Raw genomic sequence first — 12,577 nt, forward strand, 5'->3', positions numbered from 1 at the left:
AACCTAAACCGTCATTAATTTGATAAAAGCAATGAAAAGCACGAAGGAGAGAATGTATTTCAACGTCACATTTGAAAATCTTTTACTCCCGTAAATTGCTCCAAAAGTCCCTCCAATGAGAGCGGCAGGGATCAGATAACTAGCTTCTATGGGGATTTCTCCTCCGCTGAGTACGAAACCTAAAGCTCCAGATGCTGAGTTGACCCAAATGAAGAGAGCAGAAACGGCGGCGGCTTCTTTCATATTTCCCCAGCGCAACAACAGAATTACAGGACTGAGAATTATTCCTCCTCCTATCCCGATCATCCCAGAGAAAAAACCAATTCCTAACCCGATCAACAATGCCAAAGAAGTATTCACTTGCTTATTTTGATCTGTATCTGTTTTGCCAAAAAAACCCAAAATTCTCAAAATTGCAATCAAAAGGAAAACGCCAAGAATTTGCTTGTAGAGCGTGGGATTGATGGTGATCATGCCTCCGGCAAATGCTGCAGGAATGGAAGTGATCGCAAAGGGATAAAATAATTTCCAGCGGAAATGCTGCGCCTGACGAAAGAAAATAAAGGAAATCCCGGCTACGAATATATTCAAAATCAACGCTGTAGGCTTCATTACCAATAGCGGAACTCCCACCAAAGCCATCATCGCCAGATAGCCGCTTGCTCCTCCATGTCCTACGCTGGCATACATAAATGCGACAACCGCAAGCACTGCGGAGAACACAACAATAAAAACCGGATCATGAAAATCGATCATCTTAACTTCTATTTATTGGAAGGAAAAGCACAGATTCACCAGGTTCAAGTATTTCCTTTTCTGCTGGAACAAGTACCAGTGCATTCCCCAAAGCATAAGAAATCAACATGCTAGAGGCTTGTTTTGGATATATTTCCAACTGCCCATTTTTCTCTGTACCCAATATAAAGAGGGTTTTCCCAAACTTATTAAAGGTCCGATGCTTGAGCACTCCAGTCTGGAAGTTTAAGTCATAATCAGGATTGCCTGACATGATTTTCAGCGCCGAAAGTGCATAAATCAAAAAGCAAGTCAGGGAAGAAGCAGGATTTCCAGGCAAAGCAAAAACCAATGTCTTATCCGACTTGCCAAACCAAAGTGGCTTTCCTGGTTTTTGGTTGATTTTGTAGAAAATCTCCTGAACTCCATTTGCCTGCAAAGCCTCCTTCACAAAATCGTAATCACCTACTGATATCCCTCCAGAGATCAACAAAAGATCACTTTCCAATCCATACGCAATGGTGCGTTTGGTAGCTTCCAGATCATCCACCACTTTCAAAAGCTGCACTGAATCAAATCCTCTTGATTTCAGTGCAGATTCAAGCATGATCGCATTGCTTTCGTAAATGGATCCGGGTCTCAGTGGACTTCCTGCCTCCTGAAGCTCATTTCCTGTGACGATCAGCGTAATTTTGGGTTTGCTAATGACTAAAACCTCTGTGATCCCAAAACTGGTCAAAAAACCAATTATGGATTCATTGATCCTCGTCCCAGCTGGCAATACTTGGTCGCCAGCTTGAATTTGTTCGCCTACTTCCCGCACATTTGTGGATTTTTCAGGCATCTTTTGAATGGATATTTTTCCACCATTCACTTCCACATGCTCCTGCATGATTACCGTATCTGCCTGGTCAGGCACACGGGCTCCAGTGAAAATGCGCACCGCTTGATTCTCTTGAATCTCAAACTCGGTTGCATCTCCCGCCTTACACTCACCGATCACTTCTAGCTCTACTATTTCTCCTTTTCGAAAGGCATAGCCATCCATGGCAGACTGCCGAAATGAAGGTAAACTAATCGGAGCTAAAATTTCCTCAGCCAAGTAACAGCCATAAGAGTCCCTAAGGAGACTTTTTACGCTTGGTAGCTGGCTAGCGTGAGTTTTGATTAAATCTAAAGCTTCAGAAACTGAAATCATCTTGTTGTGGAATCTTGGCTAAACTTATGAAAAAATACGTATAAATACTTACTTTTCTACGTATTATATTATCTCTTCAAGTGTTTTTATGATAAAAAGCACTAGCTACAATGAAGCTCAGGTAATTTTTCCGCAAAAAAAAACGCTAATCAAAGCGTTTTTTTAAAATATCAATTTCTATCCTTACCAGCTTCCACCAGCTCCTCCGCCTCCAAAGCCTCCTCCTCCGAAACCACCGAAGCCGCCTCCACCTCCGCCGCCAAATCCTCCACCGCCACCGAAGCCCCCAGAGGATCTACCGCCGCCGCCAAGCATGTTGGCAAGCATAATCGTAGTCCAGAGATCTACTCCTCCACCTCTTCCACCCATGTGATTGTTGTTGTCGTTTCTATTTTTCAACAATGGAAGAATTACAAAAATGAAAATGAGGAATAAAATCATGAAAATTGCTCCTCCACTATTTCCAGTTGATTCAATATCCTCAGCCTTGTATTCTCCTGAAGCGAGTTTGAAAATCATATCTGTAGCCTCATTGAGACCTTCATAATAGGCTTCTCTCCGGAAATTAGGCAGGATCAAGTTTTCCACAATTCGTTTTGCCAAGGCATCAGGAACCGCTCCTTCCATTCCATATCCGGTAGCTATGAAGACCTTGCGATCGTCCATAGCAGCAAGAATCAAGATGCCATTGTCGTTTTCTCCCCCGCCAATTCCCCAAGCTTGTCCCAGGCGAAAAGCGTAATCAGAAATGTCATATTGCCCCACAGATCGCATCATTACAATGGCTATCTGAGTGGACGTGCTGTCATTGTATGCGACTAATTTACTTTCCAGCTGCCCAAGCTCGGATGCTGAAAGCGTGTTGGTAAAATCAGTCACTAACCGTGGCGGATTAGGAACAGGAGGGAAATCCTGCGCCTGAAGTCCAAGTGTGAAGAAAAGGTAAAGTAAAGTGATTGGTAGGATCTTATGATCCAAAAGAAATCTCATCAGGAAGTTCGTTTATGTCTGAATCCCCCTGATAGGGGAAATGCTTTCCAAGTTGCTTGCCGGCCATTTGAATGCCGTCAATCAGACCTTGTGTAAATTGACCTTGCTTGAATAAGCCAGTCATGTGATCTTTAATTTTTTCCCAGAAATCATCGGGAACTACTTCATTGATGCCTTTATCACCTAAAATTGCAAAGCGATGATCAACTACTGCTAGGTAAAATAATACGCCATTCCGATCTTCGGTCTGATGCATTTTGAGGGTGTCAAATACCTGAACTGCACGATCGAGTACCTCGCCTTTGCAGCGACTTTCTATATGAACTTGAATTTCTCCAGAGGTGGAAACTTCAGCAGACCGGATCGCATTGACTATAGCTTCCCGATCTGCTGTTGAGAATATTTTCTCAGCCATGATGAGGTGAATTAAAACTGAACTGAAGGTGCATTTTCGGCTCCTGCGGATGCCTCGAAGTAGCCTTTCTGCTCAAACCCGTACCAACCTGCAAAGATGTTGTTCGGGAAGGTTCGAAGATTTGAATTGTAATCCTGAACGGACTGATTGAAATTACGTCTGGCGACAGCAATTCTATTTTCTGTACCTTCCAATTGAGCTTGAAGCTCTAGGAAGTTTTGGTTTGCTTTCAATTCTGGGTAGCGCTCTACGCTTACCAATAATCTACCCAATGCGCCGGAAAGTTGGTCTTGAGCACCTTGGAATTCAGCAAGTTTATCAGGTGTCAGATTAGAAGCATCCACGTTCATGGAAGTGGCCTTAGCTCTCGCTTCAATTACTGCGGTCAAGGTCTCTTGCTCAAAATCTGCATAGCCTTTCACGGTATTTACCAAGTTAGGAATGAGGTCAGAACGACGCTGATACTGGGTCTCTACTTCAGCCCATTGGCCATTGATTACTTCTTCTGTTTGCACAAAAGTATTGTAGGTTCCTACGGCCTTAGTGTAAATGAAAATACCGAGCACCAAAAGGATACCAATAGGAATAAGAAACTTTTTCATGTGTTTATAATTTGATTTTTAAGGTCACATGGAATCTCGCATGGATATAATCATCCTAGTGTGTGACGTTCTTCGTCATGCTCGATTTCATCTGTTTATAATTGTTTTTTAGAACTTGAATACTCACGTAATTGTGATCAGGAGGTTTGATTTTTTCACCTTCCTTCACCCAAAATTACCGCTTTTATCTTACCGCAACCAAATGAGTTCTTAAATCTGCTGTTTAAGAGTCAGCGTGAACTTTAGATCTTTGTATTTGGTAAGATCATCGGACTCGTATCTACGAATCTCTAATTCGATTTTCTTTCCAGGTTCAGACCTGAGCAATTTGTTAATTTCTGAGAGTTCCCATATGAAGGTCGGAACTTTATTAATTTCTAGTATCTCATCATAGACTTCGATGCCGGCTCGCTGGGCAGGAGATCCGGCCCGGACTTCAGAGATATAAATTCGATTATCATCGTCGAGAATTTTTTTCAGCGCCATTCCACTCATGTCATATTGAAAAGGGGCATAAAAATTACCTGCTTTGCGAATCATTAAACGATTTCTAGGATAATCAAAAATAAGCTTAGTGCGACCTAGTACTTCAGCTCCCAAGCTTCCCATGCGTCCAGATTCTTTAATCACATAGCTGTATGGAGTTTCATCAGGGTAGGAGGTGAGTACCTCATCCATTTTGAAATTCGCCAATTTCAAGAAATCTACTCTGCCAATGTATCCGTACAGAACGCCGCCTAGACTTTGCCCTAAAGCAGATTCTATAAAAAGAGGTGGCATGGTAATGTCATCTGAAGTCTCCCGGTTTAGCAATAAGCCATGATTGGCACCTGTATCGATCAGGAGTTTTGGATTGAGGATTGATCCATCTTTTTGCTTTACGGTAATATTTATATAGGGCTTATTTTCAAATACCTGCATGTTTACCTTTCGGTAAAAAAGGGGCTTCCACTTTAGCGCTTCAGACTTATAAAAAGTTAATTTTCCATTGTCATAATCAATTTTTACGGGATTATACTTGAAAAACTCATAGCCAATAATCCCATAAACCGGTACGCCTAACACTGATTCCAGTTCTACGAATTCTTCCTCCAAAACAAGTAAACTTTGAAATATTCCATCGACAGGTCCTAAGTCAAACGTATTGATGGGAGAGACGGAAGCCATTAGATCATCGGCACCATCTGCGCCTACCAATTTTATCCTACGTGTATACTCCAGGTTTATAGCGTCACCAAGCGTTTTACTAAATAGTATGTTCGATCGAACCCCTGTATCTACCAAAAAATTTAATGGAGTACTTCCATTAATCGACACTGGAAGTATGATTAAGCTGTTCGAAGAATAAAAAGGAATATTGACTTTGCGTTTATCCTCCTTCATAAAGAATCCAGGTACTTGGCCTTGACACAGAAGCTGCGCAGCAAGAAAAAATATAAGGATTAGGGGTAAGCGTTTATACATAGATTATTGAAAACCCGGATCGTTCTAATAAGTTAATCTGTTTTGTGAATATTATAAGGAAACTTACAAAAACAACCACTCTCACTAGATCTGTTTACGAATTAAATTGATTTTGTTTTAATTAGACTGAAACCAAATTACTGACTTTAGTTAATCCAGTTTGCCAAAAAAATGAGAATGACTCATCTTTATTTTAAATTATTTTGACCCCATGGCAGACAAGGCCCTCATAGAAAAGGCTAAAAAAATCTTCGAAAATTTCCTAACCAAGCAAGGAAGCAGGAAAACCCCGGAAAGATTTTCAGTAATAGATGAATTGTACTCCCTACCAGAAGATGAGCATATGGACGTGGAGGGGCTATTTCTCAGCATGAGAAATAAGGGGTATACCATTAGCCGAGCTACTATTTACAATACCTTGGATCTATTGGTGGAAAGTGGCTTGGCTGTGAAACATCAATTCAAAGATAAAGTTGCGCTGTACGAGCAAGCGCTTACCTATAAACACCATGATCATCATGTCTGCAATCAATGCCGCAAGATCAGAGAATTCTCCGACCCCAAAATCAACGAGATCAAGGAGATAATAGGCAAATCTTTCCAATCATCCATCAAAAGTCACTCACTGGTACTTTATGGGGATTGCGAGATAGAGAACTGCGAAAACCTTCAGGTGATTTAAGCGAAAATCTTTTTGTAGATGGGTTTGCGATACAAAAACTGCAAATAAATCGCTGGGTATAAAAGTAAAGTAGCCAATCCAAAAGGAGCTGAAAACTCGATTTCATCGCGGATTATAGCCTGATTTCCCTTCTTGATTATTCTATGCTTGTGCCTCCATTTTTTTAGGAAAAAGGGAAGTATTGTGCCTTTATCCACAAAGTAGTATTCTGCTTCAGTGGTTTTACTTTCAGAGATTTCGCTTGTCCATTTTTGCTTGAAGAATATAAAATTCAACTCCAATGACACCAAATCACCAACTTCTGACCCGTCAAATCTCGCCAGTTTCACCGGTGGGAAAGGTGGGCTTAGCTTAGTAAACAGCGTCTCGTCAAAGCCTTTTTTTACTGACAAATAATCCTGGTTGACCTGTGTTGATAGGTTGATTTTCATTAATTTTTAGAAACTAAGGACAAATAATAGGAAAAGAATAAGCCAGATACCATCCATAAAATGCCAGTAAAAGGTAAATAAACGAACACGCATCTTCTCAAAAGGATTCGTGTGTAGGATTAATCTTTGCACTACATCTTTTCTGCTTTTGTCCAGCTGAAAATAAAGAATCAAACCAAAAATAATCGCACCCAACAGGTGGAAAATATGAATGCCACTGAGGACATACAGAAAACTGCCACTTGGAATTCCGGTGAACTCTATGCCTTTACCCTTCAGTTCGTACCATCCTATTACTTGCAAGACTGTAAATGCCAAGCCAAGTAAAACAGTGTTTCTTAGTGTTTTGAGTAGTTTGTCCGTATTTTCTTCTTGGTAAGCAATTCGAATAGACGTAGCCGAAAATCCACTGATTACCAACAAAAAAGTAGAAATAAGAAAAGCCATAGGCACAGATTGATTCATACCTGCCAGGAGATTTCGGGAGGAGACCAAAAAAGCAAAAGTCATAAACAAAAATATCAACCCACTACCAATCATGCCCAGATAGAGCATAGTCTCGTAGGGATGAAGTCGTTCAATCCGTTGGAAAAGGGTTAGCCGTTCGTTTTGCTGGGTCATCAATCAGAAAACAGTGAACTGAGTCGAAGGTTCAGAAAATTTTAAAACAACATGATTTTTAACGCATGGGTATCACCCTTGCCTCCGTTCGTGTCTCACGAACGGATGGTTGATGTTCGTGAGACACGAACATTGGCGGCGATTATATATCTATTCATTTGAGAAGCTTGGCTTTAATCGGATAAACGCAAGCTGATTCTCTTTTTTCAGATAAGAATAGATTGAGCCGTTGTGTACGAAGGTTTTTTCTTCGAAGTATTTACCAATAATAGGTATGTTATTGTCCAGCTTTTGCTCGTGAATTTGATCGAGTTTTTCGTCAAAAACCGTTAGCACATAGACATACTTGGGTCTTTGTGGATCGCTTTTGTCCAGCTCACGGCTGTACCGGTAAAACCGCTGAGCATTTTGATCTTTGAGTAGTGGACCAAAGGTTACCTCGTCATTTTTGCGTTTGACCCAATACATAAAGAGACGTTGATCGGTAATGTCTTGTCTGTATTTTCCAGATTTCTTATCCGAAGTGAGTTGGCTGTGGTATTTTTTATTGGTGACCGTGCCACTTTCAGCATCGTAGTACCACAGTTCATTACTGGCGGAGGTGGACAAAATGATATCTGGACCATTCAAAAGCAGAAACTTCAACTCGGGCGAACTGTTTCTCTTGCCGATATCATAATCTACCGTGATGGTATATTGCTTCAATTGGTCCCAAAAATCAATCGGAATAAGCTTTAAAGACCTATCCACAAGACTTACTTTAGCTATCCCCAGTACGTTCCCCCCAATTTTGAAATTGCCATAGAAGCTTGCCAAATAGGAGCCGTCTGTCGCTATTTCTCCTAGGCCATCGATCTCAGTGTCAAAAGGCAAGCGATCTCCGGATAGTTCTCTGTTAATGAGTTCGTAGCTATCTATCTTCCTACCCTCAGAATTGAGCTTGTGGATTACTTTATATTCTTTAAAAAATGTATTGCCAAATAAGGTTTTCTTGAGTCCAAAGGGGAAATACTGCTTGACGCTATTGGGACCGTTGATCTTGTAATTGATTATACTGTCAAGTTCCAGGGTCTCCATGTTGATCACTTCCACTCTGGCGGTTTCTGGAGTTAGGTTGTACAGAACACCCTCTCTTGCAGAATAATCCGACATGTTGATGTCCATTTCCAAATAAATCTGTTCCTTCCCAGCATCGATAAAAACGGTATCAAGCACATAATTAAAATCCGGAGAGACATTGGCTACAGCAAGTTGCACTTCTACAGGTTTTTCCTCGCAGGAGGCAAGGAGGAGAAAAAAACCTAAGAGGTGGTGTAGCTTCATACGCTAAAAAGTAAGGTCAAAATTCCATAACACCAACTAAAAAGACATGATTGGTTGAGATCCATAGGGAATGGGTGAATAATTGAAAAGGTGTGATATTAGTTGATAATCAACACCGTAATATTTTTATCGTTAGCAATTAAATTTTCGGCTACACTTCCCAATAATAAATCCGAATCATCAGACTTCCCTTTCTTTGAAATGATAATCAAATCTGCCTTATACTCTTTGGCTTTTTTGAAAATTGCTGTACCTATAGGTTCGCTTTCTACCAGAAGTGTTTCGAGCTGAGCAGATACATTTACTTTTTTCTTGAGTTTTTCAAATTTTGAATGTGCTTCGCTCTCTAAGCTTTTTTGGATTTTTTTCTCACCACCTAGAAAAGGAAAATAGTGAATGCCGATCCTAAGCACATGAACTGGGATCAATACAGCATCCGTATTACTTGCGATGAGTTCCGATATTTCAAGAACCCGGCTCGAATAGGAAGAAAAATCAATGGGTGAAAGGATTTTGCTAATTGTCGGCTTGGCAGTTTCAGGTACCAAAATCAAATTACATTGAAGAAGGCGAACCATCTTGCTGCTAAATACGCCCGAACCTTCAAGCCCCATCTTTTTCCCCAAAAAGAAAAGATCAAAATTACTTTTGTTGATCCACTGAACCAGTTCGCTAAAGTCTGGTCTTGGGTGAATATAAATATGAATGTTACTGTTACCTGACCCAAAAATAGTATCAACACTGGATTGGATTTCTTTGTGAATCAACTCTTCCAGCGTCATATTCTTTTTGTCCAATACGGCTTGCAATTCCGAAGAGACCTCTTCGATTTCTATTTGATGGATGATACAAAGTTCATCAAAGTCAAAAAGTTTATCGTACCCTTTTATAAACCGGAGGATCGTCTCATCCATTTCAGTTAAGTCTGCAGCTAAGGCAATTCTTTTTAGATTTTTCATCTCAAATTAATTTTATCATTGACAGATGCTGGAAATTTCAATTTTATTTAGGCTCTTGAGATTTCTCTTCGCTTTTTTTGATGCTTTTCTCGATTTTTTTCTCGTACCGTTGTTTATCAGTTGGTTTTTCAAGTTGTTCCATTTTCTGATACTCTGATTTTAATCCCTTATTTAAAGAATACACCATAAATAAGAGTATCACCAAAAACGGTAGTCCAGTCGTGATCGTCGCCGTCTGCAACGCACCCAATCCACCACCAACCAGTAACACTGCTGCAACGGCTCCCTCCGTAGTGGCCCAAAAAACCCGTTGGGCAACCGGGGATTCTAACTTACCTCCTGAAGTAATATTGTCAATCACTAAAGACCCTGAATCTGAGGAAGTAACGAAGAATGAAGCCACCAGAAATAAACTGATGATAGAACCCACTATACTCAAAGGGAACTGGTTGATAAATACAAAGAGCGCGGTGGAAGTATCTGAAACAATCTCATTGGCCAATAGATGGTTGCCCGATTGTGAATCCAGGTATATCGCGGATCCACCCATGGCGGTCATCCATAAAAACGTGAGCAAGGAAGGGATTAACAGCACGCCAAAAATAAACTCCCGAATTGTTCTTCCTTTGGATACTCTGGCGATAAACATCCCGACAAAAGGAGACCAGGATATCCACCAAGCCCAGTAAAACACCGTCCAATCACCTTGCCATCCTTCATCTATGAAGGCTTCTGTCCAGGTAGACACGGAGATGAAATCACTCAAATATGTTCCGACATTTTGGGGAAACCCTCTCAAAATATAAAGTGTGGGACCAAAAATTAAAATGAAAACAAGGAAAATTGCTGCAATTCTAATATTCCATTCACTTAAAAACTTGACGCCTTTATCTATTCCAGAAACTACTGAGATCGTGGCGATTGAAGTGACTGCTGCAATTAATACTACTTGAGTTGTGGAAGTGTTTGGCAACCCAAAAAGGTAAAAAAGACCTCCACTAAGTTGCTGTACTCCAAATCCAAGTGAAGTAGCCAAGCCGAATAGCGTTGCCAAAACTGCAAAAACATCAATCACGTCTCCGATCCAGCCATTGATTCGGTCACCCAAAAGGGGGTAAAATACAGATCTAATCGTAAGAGGTAACTTCTTGTTGTAGCAGAAAAATGCCAATGCTAACGCTACGATGGCATAAATAGCCCAAGCATGCAGTCCCCAGTGGAGGAAGGTCAAGTTCATCGCACTTTGCGCAGCTTCTACGCTGTAGTTTTCGGAGGTTGGCGAGTTTGCATAGTGACTAACTGGCTCAGCGACGCCCCAAAATAATAAGCCAATACCCATTCCGGCACTGAACAGCATGGCAAACCAGGCTGAAGTGGAAAATTCAGGCTGAGCATCCTTTCCCCCAAGTCTGATCTTACCATATTTACTAAATCCTACGTAGATGCAAAAAAGGATGAACAGATTGACTGCCAAGATAAATAGCCAGCCCGTCTGATCTGTGATGAAGTCCTTCATGCTCAGAAAGATCTGTTCCATAGGTTCTCCAACCCAGAGCGTAAGGGTAATAAAAAAGAATATAAGAAAGGTAGCCGGCCAAAAAACCGGAGGGTGGATATCGAAGTACTTATTTTTCATCTGTATATAATTTGATTTTCAATGGTCAGATTGCCTGTCCCGATTTTTCATCGGGAGAATGCCTCTAGTAATCTTCTGCCTGGTCAGAAATTCTCTCATGGGCATTTCATGTAAAAAGGGTTTAGAAATAATAACCGAGGTTAATGTTTAGTCTAGTGTTCCAAGAAGGATTGCGGTCAATGGGATTGGTATCGCTGATTGGCTCCTGATAATTGATTCCTCTACCTGTACCGATAGAATTTCCTCCAAATGAATCGGTAAGCCAAGGTTGATTGACACCCCTGGCAACATCAAAATAGCAGTATATTTTGCCCGCACTCACCAGAGCACCGGGAACAAACATATGCGTGGGAGCAAAGCGCTGGGATTCCCCGTTTATGCGGATTTCCCCGAATTTTTGCATGTAGGTATAGTCGCTGTAAAGCTGAATATTTCTGACAGGGCCCCAGTTTACAGGGATATCATAAGAAACGCCAATGGTGTACATCGCAGCCTCTGCGGCTACGTCATAGGTGCCAAAACCATATGCCCCCATTTGGACAAAATCCAAAACGCGCCCATTATCGTCTTGGACATTTTTGAAATTATAATATAAGGCTTGAGTCTTTAAATTCCACTTCCCCCAGTTATTTTCAAAATGAATAGCCCCAGCGAATTGCCGACCAGTGTGCGTGGTTTGCTGATTGTAAACCTCATGGGTTTGAAGGGAAAGGCCGATTTCTCCAGATTTAAGAAGCTTTGCCGCCCTTAAATTGACTTGCCTCCGTTCGATATTTCTATTTCCAGGGACTGGGACTACATCGTATGAATACCTGGCAGAAGCAGGTACGCCGAAACTCAGTTCGTTGGTTCCTCTTGGCTCTGATAGTAAAAAGTATGCGATATTAAATCTCCAGTTTTCGAACTCTTTAGTAAAGTTAAATCCGATTTGATGATCATCCTCCAGTCCTACGTAATACGGAGTGGTAAACCACCAGCTGTGGGAGGCGTAGGTAAGTAGGCCAAAAGGTACTTGGGTAATACCTACCTGTAAGTTGGTCGTTGGATTGAATCGGTAACCAATCCATCCATATTTGATGAAGTGGGTATTGAACGTAGGGTAAAATCGGTATTCAAAAGAAAGCTGCAGACCATCACTATAGGAGTCAACATTAACCCGCCAGGTATCCCAAGTCCAATCGTTCCTGAGCTCTGTCCCTAAAGGAAAGGTTTTTCCCTCGTAGTGTGTGTAGATGGTATTTAACCGGAGTGCTCCCCCGATTTTCAGCCAGGAAGTATCTTTTTTGGTTTCTTGGGCTGCAAAGTTTGCAAACTCGAGCGTGGCTTTAGAATAGCCATAATCTTTTTTGAAAAAATTTGCTAACGTATTTTTCCGCTTTACAGAATCTTCAGGTATATCCCTTGCCAAGATGGAAGTGGATACAAGTACAAGTTGAAAAAGTAAAAAGAAGCGCATCATTGATTGTAGATTTTCTTCCTTCAAAAGAAGTTGGTCTAAATTGCTGATTAGTAAGAGTTATT

13 protein-coding genes are annotated in these 12,577 nt (G+C 41.1%); 1 reads left to right on the forward strand and 12 read right to left on the reverse strand.

What is annotated here, in order from left to right; all coding sequences use genetic code 11:
• Nucleotides 1-3: 3 nt before the first annotated feature.
• From LV83_RS01990 to LV83_RS02015, 6 genes are all read right to left on the reverse strand, one after another.
• Entirely contained in the window at nt 4-756 is a 753-nt protein-coding gene (locus LV83_RS01990; protein ID WP_111609837.1) for a sulfite exporter TauE/SafE family protein, read from the reverse strand.
• Nucleotide 757: 1 nt separating this feature from the next.
• The gene (locus tag LV83_RS01995) at nt 758-1,933 is read right to left on the reverse strand and encodes a molybdopterin molybdotransferase MoeA (RefSeq protein WP_111609838.1); all 1,176 of its coding nucleotides are present in this window, start codon (nt 1,931-1,933) and stop codon (nt 758-760) included.
• A 183-nt stretch (nt 1,934-2,116) separates the two neighbouring features.
• Nucleotides 2,117-2,923: a TPM domain-containing protein gene (locus tag LV83_RS02000; protein WP_111609839.1), complete on the reverse strand. Its 807-nt coding sequence runs from the start codon at nt 2,921-2,923 to the stop codon at nt 2,117-2,119.
• Nucleotides 2,901-3,338, reverse strand: a complete 438-nt coding sequence (locus tag LV83_RS02005; protein WP_111609840.1) for a TPM domain-containing protein — start codon at nt 3,336-3,338, stop codon at nt 2,901-2,903. The genes LV83_RS02000 and LV83_RS02005 overlap by 23 nt, the downstream gene beginning before the upstream one ends.
• A gap of 11 nt (nt 3,339-3,349) precedes the next feature.
• Complete coding sequence (locus LV83_RS02010) at nt 3,350-3,940, reverse strand: LemA family protein (protein WP_111609841.1); 591 nt, start codon at nt 3,938-3,940, stop codon at nt 3,350-3,352.
• Nucleotides 3,941-4,150: 210 nt separating this feature from the next.
• Complete coding sequence (locus LV83_RS02015) at nt 4,151-5,323, reverse strand: aspartyl protease family protein (RefSeq protein ID WP_245946974.1); 1,173 nt, start codon at nt 5,321-5,323, stop codon at nt 4,151-4,153.
• Nucleotides 5,324-5,615: 292 nt separating this feature from the next.
• On the opposite strand from LV83_RS02015, the gene LV83_RS02020 reads away from it, so the two are divergent.
• Nucleotides 5,616-6,086 carry a Fur family transcriptional regulator gene (locus tag LV83_RS02020; protein WP_111609843.1) on the forward strand — a complete coding sequence of 157 codons (471 nt, stop codon included), beginning with the start codon at nt 5,616-5,618 and terminating at the stop codon, nt 6,084-6,086.
• On the opposite strand, the gene LV83_RS02025 is transcribed toward LV83_RS02020, so the two are convergent.
• The 6 genes from LV83_RS02025 to LV83_RS02050 all read right to left on the reverse strand — a co-directional run bounded on the left by LV83_RS02025 (nt 6,083) and on the right by LV83_RS02050 (nt 12,515).
• A complete protein-coding gene (locus LV83_RS02025) occupies nt 6,083-6,517 on the reverse strand; it encodes an SRPBCC family protein (protein ID WP_111609844.1) in 435 nt (144 codons plus the stop codon). The genes LV83_RS02020 and LV83_RS02025 overlap by 4 nt on opposite strands.
• 6 nt (nt 6,518-6,523) lie before the next feature.
• The gene (locus tag LV83_RS02030) at nt 6,524-7,138 is read right to left on the reverse strand and encodes a cytochrome c oxidase subunit 3 (protein WP_111609845.1); all 615 of its coding nucleotides are present in this window, start codon (nt 7,136-7,138) and stop codon (nt 6,524-6,526) included.
• Between the two features lie 150 nt (nt 7,139-7,288).
• On the reverse strand, nt 7,289-8,461 hold the full coding sequence (locus LV83_RS02035) for a DUF4221 family protein (RefSeq protein ID WP_111609846.1): 1,173 nt from the start codon (nt 8,459-8,461) through the stop codon (nt 7,289-7,291).
• Nucleotides 8,462-8,559: 98 nt separating this feature from the next.
• A complete protein-coding gene (locus tag LV83_RS02040; RefSeq protein ID WP_111609847.1) occupies nt 8,560-9,420 on the reverse strand; it encodes a universal stress protein in 861 nt (286 codons plus the stop codon).
• A gap of 43 nt (nt 9,421-9,463) precedes the next feature.
• Nucleotides 9,464-11,056: a BCCT family transporter gene (locus LV83_RS02045; protein WP_111609848.1), complete on the reverse strand. Its 1,593-nt coding sequence runs from the start codon at nt 11,054-11,056 to the stop codon at nt 9,464-9,466.
• 121 nt (nt 11,057-11,177) lie between these two features.
• A complete protein-coding gene (locus LV83_RS02050; RefSeq protein ID WP_111609849.1) occupies nt 11,178-12,515 on the reverse strand; it encodes a porin in 1,338 nt (445 codons plus the stop codon).
• Between the last annotated feature and the right edge of the window lie 62 nt (nt 12,516-12,577).

Source organism: Algoriphagus yeomjeoni, from assembly GCF_003259505.1.
GTDB classification, from domain to species: domain Bacteria; phylum Bacteroidota; class Bacteroidia; order Cytophagales; family Cyclobacteriaceae; genus Algoriphagus; species Algoriphagus yeomjeoni.

What these genes read in the sequence shown, in the direction of transcription:
- LV83_RS01990 (WP_111609837.1), bottom strand. Translation starts at nt 756, where the DNA reads ATGATCGATTTTCATGATCCGGTTTTTATTGTTGTGTTCTCCGCAGTG.
- LV83_RS01995 (WP_111609838.1), bottom strand. Translation starts at nt 1,933, where the DNA reads ATGATTTCAGTTTCTGAAGCTTTAGATTTAATCAAAACTCACGCTAGC.
- LV83_RS02000 (WP_111609839.1), bottom strand. Translation starts at nt 2,923, where the DNA reads ATGAGATTTCTTTTGGATCATAAGATCCTACCAATCACTTTACTTTAC.
- LV83_RS02005 (WP_111609840.1), bottom strand. Translation starts at nt 3,338, where the DNA reads ATGGCTGAGAAAATATTCTCAACAGCAGATCGGGAAGCTATAGTCAAT.
- LV83_RS02010 (WP_111609841.1), bottom strand. Translation starts at nt 3,940, where the DNA reads ATGAAAAAGTTTCTTATTCCTATTGGTATCCTTTTGGTGCTCGGTATT.
- LV83_RS02015 (WP_245946974.1), bottom strand. Translation starts at nt 5,323, where the DNA reads ATGAAGGAGGATAAACGCAAAGTCAATATTCCTTTTTATTCTTCGAAC.
- LV83_RS02020 (WP_111609843.1), top strand. Translation starts at nt 5,616, where the DNA reads ATGGCAGACAAGGCCCTCATAGAAAAGGCTAAAAAAATCTTCGAAAAT.
- LV83_RS02025 (WP_111609844.1), bottom strand. Translation starts at nt 6,517, where the DNA reads ATGAAAATCAACCTATCAACACAGGTCAACCAGGATTATTTGTCAGTA.
- LV83_RS02030 (WP_111609845.1), bottom strand. Translation starts at nt 7,138, where the DNA reads ATGACCCAGCAAAACGAACGGCTAACCCTTTTCCAACGGATTGAACGA.
- LV83_RS02035 (WP_111609846.1), bottom strand. Translation starts at nt 8,461, where the DNA reads ATGAAGCTACACCACCTCTTAGGTTTTTTTCTCCTCCTTGCCTCCTGC.
- LV83_RS02040 (WP_111609847.1), bottom strand. Translation starts at nt 9,420, where the DNA reads ATGAAAAATCTAAAAAGAATTGCCTTAGCTGCAGACTTAACTGAAATG.
- LV83_RS02045 (WP_111609848.1), bottom strand. Translation starts at nt 11,056, where the DNA reads ATGAAAAATAAGTACTTCGATATCCACCCTCCGGTTTTTTGGCCGGCT.
- LV83_RS02050 (WP_111609849.1), bottom strand. Translation starts at nt 12,515, where the DNA reads ATGATGCGCTTCTTTTTACTTTTTCAACTTGTACTTGTATCCACTTCC.